At 64.7% G+C, this 16,786-nt stretch carries 13 protein-coding genes and 1 tRNA gene; 7 read left to right on the forward strand and 7 right to left on the reverse strand.

The genetic code is table 11. The features are described from left to right. Window positions 1-81: 81 nt before the first annotated feature. The 4 genes from AC6CIE_RS00165 to AC6CIE_RS00180 all read right to left on the reverse strand — a co-directional run bounded on the left by AC6CIE_RS00165 (window position 82) and on the right by AC6CIE_RS00180 (window position 4,913). Complete coding sequence (locus AC6CIE_RS00165) at window positions 82-630, reverse strand: DUF3455 domain-containing protein (RefSeq protein ID WP_175138693.1); 549 nt, start codon at window positions 628-630, stop codon at window positions 82-84. Window positions 631-753: 123 nt separating this feature from the next. Beyond that, entirely contained in the window at window positions 754-2,157 is a 1,404-nt protein-coding gene (locus tag AC6CIE_RS00170; protein WP_498090723.1) for a trypsin-like peptidase domain-containing protein, read from the reverse strand. A gap of 161 nt (window positions 2,158-2,318) precedes the next feature. Beyond that, on the reverse strand, window positions 2,319-3,914 hold the full coding sequence (gene ggt, locus AC6CIE_RS00175) for a gamma-glutamyltransferase (RefSeq protein WP_217481065.1): 1,596 nt from the start codon (window positions 3,912-3,914) through the stop codon (window positions 2,319-2,321). Between the two features lie 24 nt (window positions 3,915-3,938). Then, on the reverse strand, window positions 3,939-4,913 hold the full coding sequence (locus AC6CIE_RS00180; RefSeq protein ID WP_175124358.1) for a Bug family tripartite tricarboxylate transporter substrate binding protein: 975 nt from the start codon (window positions 4,911-4,913) through the stop codon (window positions 3,939-3,941). 215 nt (window positions 4,914-5,128) lie between these two features. Here AC6CIE_RS00180 and AC6CIE_RS00185 point away from each other — a divergent pair, with 215 nt between their 5' ends. Continuing rightward, window positions 5,129-5,785, forward strand: a complete 657-nt coding sequence (locus AC6CIE_RS00185) for a GntR family transcriptional regulator (RefSeq protein ID WP_175124357.1) — start codon at window positions 5,129-5,131, stop codon at window positions 5,783-5,785. A gap of 304 nt (window positions 5,786-6,089) precedes the next feature. Here the strand turns inward: AC6CIE_RS00185 and AC6CIE_RS00190 are convergent. Next, window positions 6,090-6,165, reverse strand: a tRNA-His gene (locus AC6CIE_RS00190). Between the two features lie 217 nt (window positions 6,166-6,382). Here AC6CIE_RS00190 and AC6CIE_RS00195 point away from each other — a divergent pair. Next, window positions 6,383-7,840, forward strand: a complete 1,458-nt coding sequence (locus AC6CIE_RS00195; RefSeq protein WP_175185727.1) for a phospholipase D-like domain-containing protein — start codon at window positions 6,383-6,385, stop codon at window positions 7,838-7,840. Window positions 7,841-7,907: 67 nt separating this feature from the next. Here the strand turns inward: AC6CIE_RS00195 and AC6CIE_RS00200 are convergent, their stop codons facing one another. Beyond that, a complete protein-coding gene (locus AC6CIE_RS00200) occupies window positions 7,908-8,336 on the reverse strand; it encodes a PaaI family thioesterase (RefSeq protein ID WP_056563788.1) in 429 nt (142 codons plus the stop codon). Between the two features lie 196 nt (window positions 8,337-8,532). Between AC6CIE_RS00200 and AC6CIE_RS00205 the strand changes: the two genes are divergently transcribed. Beyond that, a complete protein-coding gene (locus tag AC6CIE_RS00205; protein WP_498090724.1) occupies window positions 8,533-9,405 on the forward strand; it encodes an NAD(P)-dependent oxidoreductase in 873 nt (290 codons plus the stop codon). Window positions 9,406-9,462: 57 nt separating this feature from the next. Here AC6CIE_RS00205 and AC6CIE_RS00210 read toward each other — a convergent pair whose 3' ends face one another. Then, window positions 9,463-10,734, reverse strand: a complete 1,272-nt coding sequence (locus tag AC6CIE_RS00210) for an MFS transporter (RefSeq protein WP_175124354.1) — start codon at window positions 10,732-10,734, stop codon at window positions 9,463-9,465. Window positions 10,735-11,080: 346 nt separating this feature from the next. On the opposite strand from AC6CIE_RS00210, the gene AC6CIE_RS00215 reads away from it, so the two are divergent. The 4 genes from AC6CIE_RS00215 (at window position 11,081) to AC6CIE_RS00230 (ending at window position 16,676) form a co-directional block, all read left to right on the forward strand. Further along, entirely contained in the window at window positions 11,081-11,854 is a 774-nt protein-coding gene (locus AC6CIE_RS00215) for a response regulator transcription factor (protein ID WP_498090725.1), read from the forward strand. Window positions 11,855-12,332: 478 nt separating this feature from the next. Further along, window positions 12,333-13,211 (forward strand): putative Ig domain-containing protein, encoded by an 879-nt coding sequence (locus AC6CIE_RS00220; RefSeq protein WP_175124330.1) that lies wholly within the window; start codon window positions 12,333-12,335, stop codon window positions 13,209-13,211. Between the two features lie 266 nt (window positions 13,212-13,477). Continuing rightward, window positions 13,478-15,001 carry an ATPase domain-containing protein gene (locus AC6CIE_RS00225; RefSeq protein ID WP_175124329.1) on the forward strand — a complete coding sequence of 508 codons (1,524 nt, stop codon included), beginning with the start codon at window positions 13,478-13,480 and terminating at the stop codon, window positions 14,999-15,001. After that, window positions 14,988-16,676 (forward strand): ATP-binding protein, encoded by a 1,689-nt coding sequence (locus tag AC6CIE_RS00230; protein WP_498090726.1) that lies wholly within the window; start codon window positions 14,988-14,990, stop codon window positions 16,674-16,676. The genes AC6CIE_RS00225 and AC6CIE_RS00230 overlap by 14 nt, the downstream gene beginning before the upstream one ends. Window positions 16,677-16,786: the final 110 nt, after the last annotated feature.

Raw genomic sequence — 16,786 nt, forward strand, 5'->3', positions numbered from 1 at the left:
CTGTGGGTCAGCCGCGGCACGACCGGCGCGGTGCCTTGCCGCAATGCGACCGCCGCCGGACGTCCGTTCAGCGAACCACCCTCAGTTCGGTTTCCAGAACACGTAATCGGCCTGGTATTTGACCTGCGCCCGTTGGCCCTTGTTGGCCGCCGAGCAGGGCGTCTGCGGCGCGCCGCCGCCCGCGCGCACGAACCGCTGGATGTAGGTCACGCCGGTCAACAGACCCACGCCCGACGACGGATTGGCCAGGACGAGCTGGTCGTACAGGCGGTCCGGCCCGGCATTGGCGCGCACGGTTTCCATGCCGGTCAGCGTCGACCCGTCGGCCGCCCGCCAGGTTTCAGGCGGACTTTTGTAGGTGCCGGTCTGGCCGGATTGACCCGCGCCAAGCGTCGCAGCCGCGCCCGCGATGATCCACGCGTAGCGCGCGCCGTCGGTCTGGGTCAGCCGGCATTCATACGTGATGTCGCCTTCCGCCGGCGCCTGCCAGACGATGCGGTTGTCGGCCGGCACCTGCATGATCTGCGGCGCCTTGTCCTGTGCGGCCGCGCCGGTTGTGATGACTGCGAGGCCGGCCGCCAGCAGCAGGCGGGGCAGCTTTTGGCGGGTGTGAGGCGGAATGCGGTTCATCCGTGCTCCTTCTGGCGGGCCGGGCGCGCCCGCGATGCATGGTTTGTCGAGACGGCTAGCCTTGGAACCGGCGCCGAACGCCGGGTCGGGCCATTCTGCCACGATTCCCGGGCAGCGCCTCGCTCAGTGCACCTGCAGCGTGTAGGCGGTCCGTCCGCGCAGCAGCGTCAGCACCAGCGGCTGCGCGCCCGCGCCGGTCAGCAGGTTGCGCAGGTCGGCAAGCGTGCTGACGGGGCGCTGATTCACGCCGATGATGATATCCCCGCGCTGCAGCCGCGCGGCCACGGGGCCGCGATCGGGAAACGTGGCGCTGACCGCGGCGCCGTCGTTGCCTTGCACGCGTTGCGCGCGTCCCACCTCGGAAAACTCCACGCCCATCATCCGGGCGTCCAGTGAACCTGCATGCAGGCGCTCGTTCTGCTCGGGCTCGATGCGCAGCAGGACCTCGGTCCTTGCGCCGGCGCGGGACAATCCCAGCCGCACCTGGCGCCCGACCGGCAACAGACCCTCCGCATTGCGCAGTTGGGCGCTGGAGCCGATTGTCTTGCCGTCGATGGACAGGATATGGTCGCGGGCCTGGACGCCTGCTTTTTGCGCCGGCGAGCCATCGGCGACGCGCGCCACGACGACGCCGGTCGATCCCGGCGCCAGTCCAAGCTGGCGGGTATTGCGCGGCGTGATGTCCAGCGTGTCCAGTCCGAGTCCGCCGCGCTGCACCTGCCCGTGCTGCAACAGTTGCTGCATGACTTCGCCCGCCAGATTCGACGGAATGGCAAAGCCGATGCCTACATTCCCGCCCGACGGCGTGTAGATCATGGTGTTGATGCCGACCAGGTCGCCGTTCAGATTGACCAGCGCGCCGCCCGAGTTGCCGGGGTTGATGGACGCGTCGGTCTGAATGAAGTTCTGGTAGCCCGCGGCGCGCAGGCTGGACCGGTCCAGCGCGGACACGATGCCGGACGACGCCGACTGTCCGAGGCCGTAGGGATCACCGATCGCCACCACGAAATCGCCCACGCGCAGGTCGCTGGAGTCGGACAGGGTCAGCGCCTGCAGGTTCTGCGCGGCGATGCGCAGCACGGCCAGATCCGTGTCCGGATCGCTGCCCACCACCGTGGCGTTGAAGCTGCGCCCATCCTGCAGGGACACGCGGATGGCCGACGCCCCGCGCACCACGTGATGGTTGGTCAGGATGTTGCCCTGGGTGGCGTCGACGATGACGCCCGAACCCACGTTCTGCCGCAGGCTGCCGGGCGTGGACGCGCGGCCGCCGCTCGATGCCGCAGCGTCGGTAGACGCTGAAATATTGACGACGGCCGGCGTGACGCGTTCGAGCATTGGCGCCAGCGAAGGCAGCGGTTGACCACCGACGGCCACAGGCAGCGCGGCGCGGCCGGGCGTGGGCGCCGACGTCAGCACCAGCAGGCCGACGGCGGCCAGCGTGGCGGGTAAGCGTTGCAGGGTCAGAAGAAAACGCTGCGCTGGGCGCGCGCGTTTGAGGCGGGGCGGTGAAGCCGGGTGGGGCATTTCGGTCCTTCATGCAGCGACGCGGCAGTATCGGGCGGCGCTGCTGCAGGGATGTGACGGCGCGCGAAGGCGGCAGGCTGCCAGCGCGCGGGCGCGCGCCGGCAGGTCACGGATTGTCGCCGAACTTCCGCAAGGGACGTCCGGCGTGCCCCCGCAACGCGTCAGAAGCCGACGGCTTGTCCGTCGCGGCGCGAGTCCGACGCCGCCACGTAGCCGCCTTGCGGCAAGCGGCAGATGAGCTGCGCCGAGCCGAACTCCAGGCTGTCCACCGGGGCTACCGCGACGTTGTGGCCACGCGCGCGCAGCGTGTCGACCACGTCGGCCGGCAGGTGCGATTCCACGTTCACGACCGGGCCCTTCTCGACGCGGAAGCGCGGCGCGTCGCTCATGGCCTGCGGGTTCTGGCCGAAGGCCGCCAGACGCGTGACCATCTGCAGATGGCCTTGCGCCTGCATCGAGCCACCCATCACGCCAAACGACATGACCGGCTGGCCGCCGCGCGTCACGAACGCGGGGATGATGGTGTGCATCGGCTTCTTGCGCGGCGCGACCTGGTTGACGTGGTCGGGCGTCAGCACGAAATTCAGGCCCCGGTTGTGCAGGCTGATGCCGGTGCCCGGCACGACCACGCCCGAACCAAAGCCGTGATAGTTGGACTGGATGAACGACACCATCGTGCCGCTGGCGTCCGCCGCGGTCAGGTAAACGGTGCCGCCGGTGGCGGGCGTGCCCGCAGTGGGCACGCTGGCGCGGTCCATCGAGATCAGGCGGGCGCGCTCGGCCAGGTAGGCGCGGTCGAGCAGGGCACGCGCGTCGGTGCGCATGTGGCGCGGATCGGCGACGTGATGGTGCAGGTCGGCAAACGCCAGCTTCATGGCTTCGATGCTGACGTGGTAGTAGTCGGCGCTGTCGCGGCCCATGCCTTCCAGGTCGAATTGTTCCAGCATGCCCAGCGCCATCAGCGCCGAGATGCCTTGGCCGCTGGGCGGGATTTCGTGCAGCTCGTAATCGCGGAACGACTGCGAGATGGGCTTGACCCATTCGGCCTGATGTTCGGCCAGGTCGACGGCGCTGAGCGCGCCGCCCGTCTTGGCCGCGAAGTCCGCGATCTTGCGGGCCAGTTCGCCGCGGTAGAAGCTTTCACCACCGGTTTCGGCGATGTCGCGCAAGGTCTTGGCCTGGTCGGGAAAGCGCCACCATTCGCCCGCCTGCGGCGCGCGGCCCTGCGGCAGGAAGGCCTCGGCAAAGCCCGGCTCGGCCGCGAGCTTGGGCGCCTGATTGGCCCATTGGCGCGCAATGGTGGGCGACACCGCAAAGCCTTCCTCGGCGTATGCGATGGCGGGTTCGAAGAGCTTGGCGAAGGGAAGCTTGCCGAAGCGGTCGGACAAGGCCTTCCAGCCCGCGATCTGACCCGGCACCGTGACCGTGCCCCAGCCGGTGCCCGGCATGGCGTCGCGGCCCTTGAAGTACTCGGGCGTCCACGCGGCCGGCGCACAGCCGCTGGAGTTCAGGCCGTGAAGCTGGCCGTCGTGCCAGATCAGGGCAAACATGTCGCCGCCGATCCCGTTCATCACGGGCTCGACGACGGTCAGGGCGATCGCGGTGGCAATGGCGCTGTCAACGGCATTGCCACCGGCCAGCAGCATGCGTAGTCCCGCCTGCGCAGCCAGCGGCTGGCTGGTCGCGACCGCGTTGGCGGCCAGGACCGGCATTTTTCGGGAAGCGTACGGAAAAGACCAATCGAAGGGGGAGGACATGGGTGCTGGAACTCGTTGGAAAAATTACTGCGGGGTGATGCCGGCCTGGTCGATCAGCTGCTTGGTGCGCGGAATCTCGGCCTTGATGAAGGCGGCGAATTCCTCGCGGCTGCCGCCACGCGGCTCGGCGCCGGCTTCGGCGAGCTTACCGCGCAATGCGGGGTCGGCGAGCACTTTGTTGACGGCTTTGTTGAGCTTGTCGAGGATTGGTGCGGGCGTGCCTTGAGGCGCGACCAGACCGTACCACGGCGCGATGTCGTAGCCCGAGAAGCCTTGCTCGGCGATCGTCGGGATGTCCGGCGCCAGCGCCGAGCGCTGCGAATTGGACATGCCCAACGCCAGCAGCGAACCGCTCTTGGCTTGGGGCAGTCCGGTCATGATGGTGTCGAAGTACATCGACACCTGACCGCTCAGCAGGGCGGGGATGGCTTCGCCGGCGCCCTTGTAGGGCACGTGCAGGATGTCGATGCCAGCGACGGACTTGAGCATCTCGCCCGCCATGTGCGAGGTCGTGCCCGTGCCGAACGAGGCATAGGTCAGCTTGCCGGGATTGGCGCGCGCATAGGCCACCATTTCGGGCAGCGTCTTGAACGGCTGCGACGGATTGGCCAGCAGGATATTCGGCGTGTAGGCCACCATCGACACCAGCTCGAAAGCGTCGGGGTCGTAGGCCAGGCGTTTCTGCAGGAAGCGGTTGGTGACGACGGCGGCCGGACCGCCCATCAGCAACGTGTAGCCGTCCGCCGCCGACCGCGCGACCGACGCGCTGCCGATCGCTGCCGCGGCGCCCGGGCGGGCCTCGATGACGAAGGGCTGGCCCAGTTCGGCGGACAGCGCCGCGCCAAGCTGGCGCGAGATCAGGTCCGTGGCCGAGCCAGCCTGGAAGGGCACGACGATGCGCACGGGATGCTGCGGCCAGTCCGTGGCTTGCGCGGCCGCTTGCGCCCCGAAGGCCATCGCGGCGGCGCCTGCCAGCGCCCGGATGAGACGAAATTTCATGGATTCCCCTTGATCGCGTTATGGAAAGCGTATGGGCCGGGTCGGGTCTGATGCCCGTTCCGGCCGAGCGGGCGCGGTCTGCCGCGTCCTGCCCTGGATTAAACGCAACGAGCGAACCCCCGGCCATAGGTATTTGCATCCATGGATCATTGGATCCAATTTGTGTTATTTTCGCCCTTATCTATCATGGCGGCTTTCCAAGCCCGGGGACGTCAGTGCTGCAATTCCAGAAGACAGCCATCAGCGCCGAAGACGAGGCGTACCTGCATCTACAGCGTGAAATCCGCCTGGGCCGCTACGCGCCCGGCCAGCGCCTCGTGCCCGACGTGGTGGCCGCTGAGATCGGCACCAGCCGCATGCCCGTGCGCGGCGCGCTGCGCCGCCTGGCGTCGGAAGGTCTGGTCGAAATCCGCGCCAACCGCGGCGCCGTGGTGCGCGGCTTGAATCAGCAGGAGATGCTCGAGGTCTTCGAGATGCGCTCCGTGCTCGAAGGGTTGGCCACGCGCAATGCCGTGGAAAACATGGGCCCCGAGCACATCCGCCGGCTGTCGAACATGCTCGAGCAGCTGGACCAGGGCGCAAACGAAGATCTTGACTGGACCGCCGCGCACCGCGAATTCCATGAATACCTGTGCAGCTTCTGTAAACAACCGCGCCTGTTGAATCAGATCTCCGAACTGCATTCGGTTGTCGAACCCTACATGCGCCTCTGGGCTGCCCAACCCGGCCGCGTGCTGCGCGTGCGCGAATCGCATCAGGAACTGATCGACGCGCTACAGACCCGCGACGCGGCACGTTGCGAGGCCGCGATGCGCCAGCACGTGCTGAATACGGTGCCCGCTTTGCAGGCGTTTTTGGAGCAGGGTGGCTGATCCAGGTGTCGCTGCGATAGCCATCCCTTGGCGCAACCGTGGCATGGGCGGCAGACACCGTTCATTCGCAACTTCGACCGGCAGCGGGGCGGCCGGTCGAATTTTGCCTTGCGATGCGTTTTGACGGGCGATTTGATGTGCGCTTTGATGTGCGCTTTGATGTGCGCCGTGATGGAGCGATTTGACGAGCGCTTTGGCCCGCGACTCAATATGAAAACTCATTATCCAGCGCCTGGATTATTGAATTTAATTAGCGCCAGAAAAGAAAAAAGCCGCTAAAAGCGGCTGATTTCAAATGAATTCTTGGGGTGGCTGATGGGGCTCGAACCCACGACAACCGGAATCACAATCCGGGACTCTACCAACTGAGCTACAGCCACCTCTGGTACTGCGTTGCACTTCAGTTTCCTTCAGTGCTTTCGTCGTTTTGCGTCTTTGAATTTTGTTTCGAAAGCTGCTCAACAACGAAGAGGCCGAATTCTAGCACGTTTTTTTGAAGGGTGTGAAATCGCCTTCAAAAAGTAGTCTTGCCACAGGCGGCAGCCTTGCTATTCTTGCGCTGGTTAACCACTGGAGGCCGTGTTTCAAGCCATCGCCATGGATCGCATACACGCATTTTTGATCGAATACTGGCCTCATGTTGCCTTTGCCATCAGCATCGTGGCGGGCACGGGCGCGGCGGTGCATGCCGCGATGACCAAGCAGGATGTGCGGGCGGCCATTGGCTGGGTGGGGGTGGCGATGTTCTCGCCGATCCTCGGGGCGCTTTTCTATTTCGTGGCGGGGATCAACCGCATTCGCAAGACGCGGGTGTCGCAGCAGCGGGACGACGCGATGCTCGAGGACGCTGGGCAGGTCGCGACGGCGCCGGTGGATGTGGTGCCCATATCGGGCGAGCAGTTTGCGTCATTGAAAGTGCTTGGCGACCGCGTCAGCCGGTTCGAGCTGCTGGGCGGCAACCAGGTGCGGCCGCTGGCGGGTGGCGACGAGACGTATCCCGCGATGCTGCAGGCCATCCGCGAGGCGCGGCACACGGTAGCGATGCAGAGCTACATCTTCGATAACGATCCGATCGGGCGCGAGGTGGCCGAGGCGCTGATCGAAGCGCAGGCGCGCGGTGTGCAGGTGCGGGTGCTGATCGACGCCGTGGGTTCCAAGTATTCACGCCCGCCGATCGTGCGCATGCTGGCGAAGGCGAACGTGCCGGTGGCGCGGTTCATGACCAATCCGATGGGCGTGCTGCGCATGCCCTACGCCAATCTGCGCAGCCACCGCAAGGTGCTGGTGGTGGACGGACGTGTGGGGTTTACGGGCGGCATGAACGTGCGGGCGGCGTTTGTCAGCGCGCTGGCGGGGGATGCCACCAACCACGACACGCACTTCCGCGTGGAAGGGCCGATCGTGACGCAGTTGATGTCGGTGTTCGCGCACGACTGGAATTTCACGACGCACGAGTCGCTGTCCGCCAAGCCGTGGTTCGACCCTGACTACCTGCCGCCGTCGGGCCGTGTGCCAATCCGCTGCGTGCCGTCCGGCCCGGACCGCGCAATCGGCAGCACGCACAACATGCTGCTGGGCGCGTTGGCGGTGGCGCGGCATCACGTGCGGATCCAATCGCCTTACTTTCTGCCCGACCAGACGCTGATCGGCGCGCTGGCCACGGCGGCGCGACGTGGGATCGTCGTGGACATCGTGATTCCGGGCAAGAACAACCTGCGGCTGGTGGACTACGCGATGACGGCGCAGCTTGATCAGGTGGTGCGAACGGGCTGCCGCGTCTGGCGGTCGAGCGGTGCGTTCGATCACTCCAAACTGATGACGGTGGACGGCGCGTGGACTTACGCCGGCTCGTCGAACCTGGATCCGCGCAGCCTGCGATTGAATTTCGAATTGGACACCGAGATCTACGATCCCGAGGTGGCGCGCTGGATCGGCGCGCGCGTTGATGCGTTGATCGCCAACGCGCACCGCGTGACGCTGGAAGATCTGCTGCAGGCGCCGTTCGCGAAGCGCCTGCGCAACAAGGTGATCTGGCTGGCTACGCCTTATCTGTAGCGTGGGTCCCTTGTAGCGCGGGCCCCGGCCGGCAAGCCTGTGCCGCCGGCCATGCCCGCTTCGTCGATCAGCCGTCCGAAGCCGGCACCGCCGCATGTCGCACCGCGAACACGGCGCTCGCTTTGAGCATGACGCGGCCCTCCACCTGAAGGCGGCAGGTCGCGTAGATGAGCCGCTTGCCCTGTTTGTCGATCTGCACGTGGGCTTCGAGCCAATCACCCGGATTGACGGCATTCAGAAACTCGACGGACATCTGCGCCGTGACGACGGACACGTGGGCGTCTTCGGAAATGACGAGGCCCAGCGCACTGTCGGCAAACGTGGCCAGAAATCCGCCGTGTGCCATGCCGTGCATGTTGCCGTGCGCCGTGGTAACCCGCAGGGCCAACACGTTGTCGGCCTTGCGGCGATAGAACGGGCCCAGGTCGTTCAGGTGGCGCATGAACTGGCTGCTGGGATACCAGGGCGTGAAACCGGCGGGAAGGGAGTCTGTCATGGCTGGCGATGCAAGAGTCCCGTAGGACGATCCCCGAAAGTATTCCAGACGCGCCCGCGCAGGCATAGCGCGGTGATCGGGGCGCGGACGCACGCGGAATTGTCACCACGCCGTGCAACCCCCCGGCCCAGCGCTCATCTTCTGAGGGTAAGATTTACGGCACAACAATCACCCTACATGGCAGGAGCATTTGAAGATGGCGAAAGTCGGCATGATTGGTATCGGCCTCATGGGCCACGGCATTGCAAGCAACCTGGTCAAGCATGGTCACGCGCTGACCGTGCTCGAACACCCGGGCAACCAGCCGCTGGACGCGCTCAAGGCGGCCGGCGCGGTCAGCGTGACCAGCGGGGCCGAGCTGGCTGCGCAGTCGGATGTGATCATCCTGTGCGTCACCGGCAGCCCGCAGGTCGAAGCCGTGCTGCTGTCGCCGGCCGGTGTGCTCGAGGGGCTGCGTCCCGGCACCGTCATCATCGATTGCTCAACGGCCATTCCGTCGTCGACCGTTAAGGTCGCACAGGCCGTCACCGAAAGCGGCGGGCGCTTTCTGGACGCGCCCATGACGCGCACCCCGAAAGAAGCCGCCGAAGGCCGTCTTAACCTGCTGGTGGGCGGCGATGCGGCGTTGTTTGACGAATGCAAGCCGCTCTTGGCCTGCTTCGCTGAAAACATCACGCATGCCGGCCCGGTGGGCGCCGGCCATCGCATGAAGCTGCTGCACAACTATGTGTCGCTGGGCGTGGTGGCGCTGCTGTCCGAAGCCGCGGCGTGCGCGCTGCGTTCGGACATCGACCCGGCCGTCTTTGCGGAAGTGCTGGCCAAGGGCGGCGGCGGCGGCGTGGCGCTGGAGCGCATCAAGCCGTATCTGCTGGAACAGGATCCGTCGTCCCTGCGCTTTTTCATGTCGAACGCGCAGAAGGATCTTTCGTACTACAACACCATGGCCGCCGAAGCCGGGGCGGTCCGCGAGATCGGCGCCGCCGTGCAGCAAACGTTCGACCAGGCCGTTGCGCAAGGCGGCGGCGAACGTTATGTGCCCGAGCTGGTGTCGTTGCTGAAAGACCGTTAACGCCTGCGGGCCGGGGGTGCGGCGCACCCTCGGCAAGTCGCCCAAGGCGCGGGCGATTCAGCGTCCGGCGGCAGGCACTGCCCGTGGCGCGCGCAGGATTCCGCGCGGCGGCAGGCGCATCGAGATGAATGCGGCCAGGAACAGCAGCGCGCCGGCCGATCCGAAGGCCACCCAGTGCGTGCCAAAGGTCTCGAACGCCCAGCCGCCCAGCCACGAGCTGATCATGCCGCCGATCTGGTGGCCCAGATACGTCAGCCCGTACAGCACGCCAACCAGCCGGATGCCATACACGTCCGCCAGGATGGCCGAGGACAGCGCAATGCTGCCGGCCCAGACGATGCCGCCGATGGTCGCAGCCAGATACAGTTCCCAATGTGCGCCCACCATGACCAGCGCGAAGAATCCCAGTCCCCGCACCAGATAGATGGCCGCAAGGATGTTGCGGCGTTCGACCTGGTCGGACATGCGGCCCAGCACCAAGGTGCTGAAAATGGCGACCAAGCCAATCAGGCCGATGCCCAGCGAACTGGTTGTGGCGTCAAAGCCGTGGTCCATCAGCATGGGCATGCCGTGCGTGCCCAGCAGGTTCATGCTGAAACCACAGGCAAACAGACCCAGCGCGACCTGCCAGAACGGCAACGTGCGCAGGGCCTCGCCCAGCCCCGGCGCGGGCGCCTTGGATGTCGGCTTGGCCGTGCCGGTCTTTTCGATGATCTGATGGGGCAGCAGGTCGGTGTGCTCGGGTGCCTCGTCGCGCATCACGAAAAGCGCGACCGGCACGGTCAGCAGCGCAAACAGCACGGCAAAGCCCAGCAGCGTTTCCTGCCAGCCGACCGCCGAGATGGCGTAGGTGAGCGTCGGGGTCATCAGCGCGATGCCGGCCATCGACCCGGTGGACAGGAAGAAGAGCGCCATGCCGCGCTGGCGCGTGAACCAGCGGCTGATCACCGGCGTCAGCGCGACCGGACTGGTGAAGGCCAGACCCACGGATAGCGCAACGCCAAAGGCCAGCAAGAATTCGAGGGGTCCGCGCGCGAAGACGGTCCAGATGGAAGCCAATACCACGATGGCCGTGCCGGTCAGCAGGACGAAGCGCGTGCCGCGAATGCTGACCAGATAACCCGCCAGCGGCATGCCCAGGCCATAGCACAGCATGCCGATGGCGACGATGCCCGACAGCAGGCTGCGCGAAAAACCCAGGCTCTCGGCCATGGGCAGAAAGAACGGTCCGATGCCCATGCGCAGGCCGACCGTAAACAGGGTGAGTACCGTGGCGGCGCCGACGATGTTCCAGCCGAAATACCAGCCGCCCGACTCTTGCTTGTCCAATCCGCTTCTCCTCGATGTCTTTTCTTGTGGCCGCTTGCGCGCCAGGACTTGCAGACACCGAGGGCAGGCACGGAGGGACGCTCCGCTGTCGACAGGGGGTGGGAAGGACCAGGCGTGAATCGGCTTGCTTGCGCCGGCGGGTTTGACGCCAGACGCGTCATATTACTCCTGGCTATAAAGCGATGGCGGCAAGATTGAGTAATCCTGTCCGGTGAGCGGTCACCCCAAGTTTTTAATAAATATCCGATTTCGGGACGGGGAGTGCATACCTATACTCGCCTGCGCAGCGTGCTGGCAATTTGCCGGCCGTATTGGACACTTTTCAATTCTTCCTGGCTGTTCAACGATGCCGTATTCCGAACAACCGCTGCGGTGGAGGCAGTATCAATACCGGTCCATTCCGGACGAATTTCTGGCATCGCGTGATGCGGAATCAGTCACTGGCCAAGCCAGCGCATTGCCCAGTGGCTCCAAAGCCTACATCGTGGACGAGGACGAGTCTTCGGTGTGGGCGGTGCGCCGGACGCTCGCCGACTTCTCCATCGAAGTCGTGCAAAGTCGAACAGTCAACGAATTCCTGTCTATTTATTCAGCGGGCGAGTGCGACTGTCTCATCATGGATTTCGGGAAGGCGGCTGCCGATACCGCGGTACAGCGCGACCTGGTTCAGGCCAACGCGGCGTTGCCAACCATCTTCATCAAGGCCGAGCCCGAATTCGGAGATGCCGTCGAAGCCATGCGGCGCGGCGCGGTCGATTTCTTTGCCAAGCCCTTGAACTCAAGCCGGCTCTGCCAAGCCATTCACCATGCACTGCGCCTGAGCCGCCGCGCTCACCTGAATCGGCTCCGATCAGACCAGGAAGAAGCACGCAAAGCGATGCTCACGCCGCGTGAACTGGTGATTGTCCAAGACGTCATCGCCGGGCATTCCAGCAAAGAGATCGCAGAGCATCTCCATATTTCAGTCCGTACCGTCGACAACCACAAGGCGCGCATTTACTCGAAGTTGAACATCAACACCTCGCTCGCCTTGGCCCGCCTTTTCATTGGTCTGATAAAGCCGGTCAGCGAGGGCAGGCTTACTGAGTCGCCTCGCCATTTTTTGCCTGCAAAGAGGTAGTTCTACTCTGCATTTCGGCCTGTTGATCTTGAAATAATGTGACGCCCAGTTTCCAGATTCGTTGACGCAGAACGTGGCCTGCAGCCTTGCGCGACGCCGTGATGTAAATGCAAAGCGGCAAAGCGGCGCATCAAGGTCTGATTGAAGGGCACGAGGTAATTGGGGGCTCGCACGCCAGGCTGCCGCGCCTGGCCTGTAGAGAGACGTGTAATGCGCACTGCGCATCGTTGATTAAGTCACAAGGACCGTTATGAATAAAAAGATAATCTCCCGATTCGCGTGCTTGGGAGCCGCTGTTGGACTGATCGCAGTCACGCCTGGCCAAGCCATCGCTGCCGAAGACTTCAAACCGCCCGTGGGGAAAATCACTCAGCGTGCCGCGCCTGCCAAGGGGGCACCTTCATCCGGCACCAAAGCGCCGGCGGCGTCCGCGGCAACCACGGGATCTCAAGACATCACCCGCGCCCGCCCGGCTGCCGTGGCACCGGACAAGGGCCTCTCCATCACCTCGGGCGCAACGCTCAATTCCCAGTTGATCCGGGTGCGCACGTCGGGCGGCACCGGGGCGTTGAACTTCCGGCTGCTTGATACCAGCGGCAAACCCGCCGAACTGCCGGCCGGGCTGGTGTTCGGATCCGACGGTTCGCTGTCTGGCGCCGCTCCTTCCGTGGCCAGCCCCAAGACGTTGACGTATCTCATCCAGGTTGAAGACAGCGGCGGCGGCAAGGCCAGCCGTACCGTGCAACTGACCATCAATCCGCCCTTGAACGTTGAGGGCGGCTCCATTCAAGCGACGGCGGGCGGGCGCATCAAGAGCCCCGTCAAGTTCATCAACGTCAGCGGCGGCACCGGCAACTACGCCGTTTCCTATTCAAATCCCGACGGCAGCGCCATGCGCATGCCTTCCGGGCTGGTGCTCGACGGCAGCGGCCGTGTCAGCGGCGCGGTGCCCAAGTCCCTGGAAAAAATGGCGGGGCTTACGGCCACCATCAGCGACGAGGGCGGCGCCCGCGTTTCCATTCCCGTCGATTTCAACCTGGCGCCCGCGCTGGAGGTCTCCACCCTTCCGATCGAACTCACGGCGGGCGCCACGATGCCGTCGGCGGTGCCGGTGGTAAACGCCACGGGCGGAAGCGGTGCGGTGCGCTACACGCTATTCGACAAGGACGGCACGACGCCCGCCCGGCTTCCGGAAGGCCTGCAGTTCGACGAGGCCACCGGCACGCTACGGGGCTTGGTGCCGCCGACCCCGCAAGAAGGCCGGTATGTGGTGTTGGCCCAGGACGCCGGCGGCGGCGAGGCCAGTGCCCGATTCGAATGGAAGATCAATCCTCAACTTCAGATTTCGTTCGAATAAGCTGATTGACCCGCAAGACGCCCGCCTTCTGCATTCGTATGCAGAAGGCGGGCGTTTTCTTGCGGGTTGCATTGCGCCTTTGTTACAGGGCCAAGCGGCGAGCCAGGCCGTGCAATCCCGCGCTGACCTCCTTCTGGTCGGACTTGAAGCCGCGATTCTCGTCCGATGGGTGCGATTCAGTACGTAACATATCTTTCGTGCTGGATGCCATTCGGGATTGACGATGGCGATATGCTTGCTTTCTCACTCGTTTTTACGGGAAAGCCATGAGCGCAACGATTGAAGAACAGACTGCGGCTTTCAAGCCAGACCCCCGAATTTCGACCGGAAATCTCGGCATCGACGACATTCTCGGCGGCGGCTTGGATCCCAACAAAATGTATCTGTGCGAGGGAAGGCCGGGCACGGGCAAGACGACCATGGGAATGCAATTCCTCTTGGAAGGCGTCCGCCACGGCGAGCGCGCCCTTTATGTCGCGCTTTCCGAAAGTCCGGCCGAACTAAGTCTGGTTGCCCACCGCCACGGGTGGTCATTGGACGGTGTGGAGATCCTGGAACTGGTGTCCGAAGACGTGTTGGATCCCGAGCGGGAACTCACCGTTCTGCACCCCGCCGAGATGGAGCTGACCGAGACCACGCGCCTGATCCTGGACAAGGTTGAACAGCTTGACCCAGCACGGGTCGTCATCGATAGCCTGTCGGAACTGCGCCTGCTGGCGCAGGGCTCACTGCGTTATCGCCGGCAGATTCTGGCGATGAAGCATTTTTTCGCTAATCGCCGGTGTACGGTGATCCTGCTGGACGACCAGGCGGCCAAAGAGGACGACCTGCAATTGCACTCGATCTCGCACGGCGTGATCGCACTTGAGCAATTGGCGGTCGACTACGGCGCCCAGCGACGGCGGCTGCGCATATTGAAAATGCGCGGCATGGATTTTCGCGGTGGCTACCACGACTTCACGATCAGGAAGGGCGGGCTCGAGGTCTATCCGAGGCTCGTTGCGGCGGAGCATCACAAAGCGTTTTCCCCGACGCCCACGCCCAGCGGCAACGCCGAACTGGATAGCTTGCTGGGCGGCGGGTTGGACCGCGGGACGAATGTTCTGCTGATCGGCGCGGCGGGGGTGGGCAAGTCTTCGCTTGCGGCAACCTATGCGCTGGCATCGACGCAGCGCGGCGAGCACGCAGCCATTTTCGCGTTCGACGAGTCCCGGGCCACGTTCTTCGCGCGCTCACGTGCACTGGGAATGCCGCTGGAATCCGCGCTGGACGCAGGGCTTCTGACCTTCAGACAAGTCGATCCCGCGGAGATGGCGCCGGGCGAATTCACGGCGATAGTTCGCCGCGCGGTTGAAGATGATGGCGCGCGCGTGGTGGTGTTCGACAGTTTGAACGGCTATCTGAACGCCATGCCCGACGGGCGCTTTTTGATTCTGCAGATGCACGAATTGCTGAGCTACCTGGGGCAGCAGGGCGTGACGACGGTGATGATCCTGGCCCAGCACGGTCTGGTGGGCCCGATGGAAACGCCCATGGACATCAGCTATCTCAGCGATACGGTGATCATGTTGCGGTATTTCGAGCACGACGGACGCGTCCGGCGAGCCATCTCCGTCGTCAAGAAGCGCAGTGGCGCGCACGAACATGCCATCCGCGAATTCAGCATGTCCGAAGATGGGCTGGTCGTTGGCCCGCCGTTGACCTCGTTTCACGGAATATTTTCGGGAACGCCGCAATACACCGGCGACGATTTGCGCCTTCTGCTGAACAATCCCGATGCATCGACCTGAGGACGCTGAATCGCGGGTGCTCGTCTACGCACCGATCGGCCGAGACGGGGAAGCCGGCGCGCGGCTGCTGCAGCGCGCGGGTTTCGACACGTTCGTCTGTCGCAATATCGAGGAGGTGCTGGCGCAGGCGGACGCTGGCGCCCTGGCCGTCTGCCTGACCGAGGAAGGTCTGTTTGGCAAAAACCTGGAACTGGTGTCCGAGTGGTTGAAGGCGCAGCCGGCGTGGTCGGGGCTGCCGTTCGTCGTGTTGACCGGCAAGACGCAAACCGGTCCCATCGTGCGCTGGCGCGAGAAAATGACCGAGTTATTGGGCAATGTCTCGCTCCTGGAACGGCCGGTTCAGAGCCTCGCATTGACCACCACGGTTCAAACGGCGGCGCGCGCCCGGACCCGGCAATATGAAATCCGCACGTTGCTGCAAGCTGAGAAGCAGGCCGCGCAGGCGCTTGAGTCGGTCGTGGCAAGCCGGACGCGCGAACTGGAACTGGCCAACGCCGAGCTTCAGCAGCAGATGCGCGAGCGCAGCAGGATCGAGGAATCGCTGCGCCAGGCTCAGAAACTCGAAGCGCTGGGTCAGCTCACCGGTGGGGTGGCGCACGACTTCAATAACCTCCTGATGGTCATTTCCGGCGGGCTGCAAATGCTGCAGCGTCCCATCGACGAAGCGCGGCGCACCCGCTTGTATGGCTCGATGCGACAGGCGGTGGACCGCGGCGCCTCGTTGTCTCGCCAATTGCTGACGTTCGCGCGCCGCCAGGCGTTGCGTCCGGAGGTTCTCAACCTGAACACGGTCGTTCAAAACATGCTCGAGATGCTCGAGCGCAGCCTGCGCGGCGACATCGTCATTGCGTTGGCGCTGGCCGACGACCTCTGGCCGGTCGAAGTGGACCCTGGCGAGTTGGAACTCGTCATCCTGAATCTGGCGGTCAACGCGCGCGACGCCATGCCGGACGGCGGTGTGATCGAAATCCGGACCGAGAACATGACCGCATCCGGGAAGGGTGAATTGACCGTCGATCACATTGCATTGCGGGTGTCGGACACGGGGACCGGCATGAGCCCGGCGGTGGCTGAACGCGTGTTTGAACCGTTTTTCACCACCAAGGATGTCGGCAAGGGATCGGGGCTGGGACTGGCGCAGGCGTACGGCTTTGCCAAACAATCGGGCGGCGCCATCGATCTCTCCACCGAGATGGACGTCGGCACCACGGTTTCGGTCTTGTTGCCGCGGTCGAAACGGCGGCTGGCTGCGCAGGGAAAATCGGGCGAGTCCGGCGTGGTCCAGGAGCGGCCGGCGGCCTTGAACGTGCTGCTGGTGGAAGACGACGCGGACGTTGCGACCCTGACCGCCAGCATGCTGGAAGAGCTGGGTTATGTCGTGACGCCCGCCGCCAGTGCCGCCGAAGCCTTGAACGTGTTGAATGACGGCGCCGCTATTGATGTGATGCTGACGGATGCCATGATGCCCGGTGGCAAGAGCGGCATTCAACTGGCGCGGGAAGTGCGCGCCCAGAGGCCCGATCTTCCGGTGGCGTTGATGACCGGCTTTCTGGGCGAGGAAGTGAAAAGGGCGGGGCAAGAAGGTATTCCGCTGTTGTCCAAGCCTTATCGGCTGGAGCAACTGGCGGGGTTGCTGCTGCGCCTGACTGGCAGACGCGCTGCCGGGCGAGGATAGGGCGACACCTTCCAGCAGGATCGCGTCGCCGGCCAATCGCTCAGACTCCACGTGCAGCTCTGGCCGGCGCATTGGCGTTAACAGCCGCGTTGTGGCGTCTCGCGGGGCGA

This window comes from Achromobacter sp. GQ309 (genome assembly GCF_059759315.1).

Excerpts from the sequence above, each read along its gene's own strand:
- AC6CIE_RS00165 (WP_175138693.1), bottom strand. The coding sequence starts at position 630 with ATGAACCGCATTCCGCCTCACACCCGCCAAAAGCTGCCCCGCCTGCTG.
- AC6CIE_RS00170 (WP_498090723.1), bottom strand. The coding sequence starts at position 2,157 with ATGCCCCACCCGGCTTCACCGCCCCGCCTCAAACGCGCGCGCCCAGCG.
- ggt (WP_217481065.1), bottom strand. The coding sequence starts at position 3,914 with ATGTCCTCCCCCTTCGATTGGTCTTTTCCGTACGCTTCCCGAAAAATG.
- AC6CIE_RS00180 (WP_175124358.1), bottom strand. The coding sequence starts at position 4,913 with ATGAAATTTCGTCTCATCCGGGCGCTGGCAGGCGCCGCCGCGATGGCC.
- AC6CIE_RS00195 (WP_175185727.1), top strand. The coding sequence starts at position 6,383 with ATGGATCGCATACACGCATTTTTGATCGAATACTGGCCTCATGTTGCC.
- AC6CIE_RS00200 (WP_056563788.1), bottom strand. The coding sequence starts at position 8,336 with ATGACAGACTCCCTTCCCGCCGGTTTCACGCCCTGGTATCCCAGCAGC.
- AC6CIE_RS00205 (WP_498090724.1), top strand. The coding sequence starts at position 8,533 with ATGGCGAAAGTCGGCATGATTGGTATCGGCCTCATGGGCCACGGCATT.
- AC6CIE_RS00215 (WP_498090725.1), top strand. The coding sequence starts at position 11,081 with ATGCCGTATTCCGAACAACCGCTGCGGTGGAGGCAGTATCAATACCGG.
- AC6CIE_RS00225 (WP_175124329.1), top strand. The coding sequence starts at position 13,478 with ATGAGCGCAACGATTGAAGAACAGACTGCGGCTTTCAAGCCAGACCCC.
- AC6CIE_RS00230 (WP_498090726.1), top strand. The coding sequence starts at position 14,988 with ATGCATCGACCTGAGGACGCTGAATCGCGGGTGCTCGTCTACGCACCG.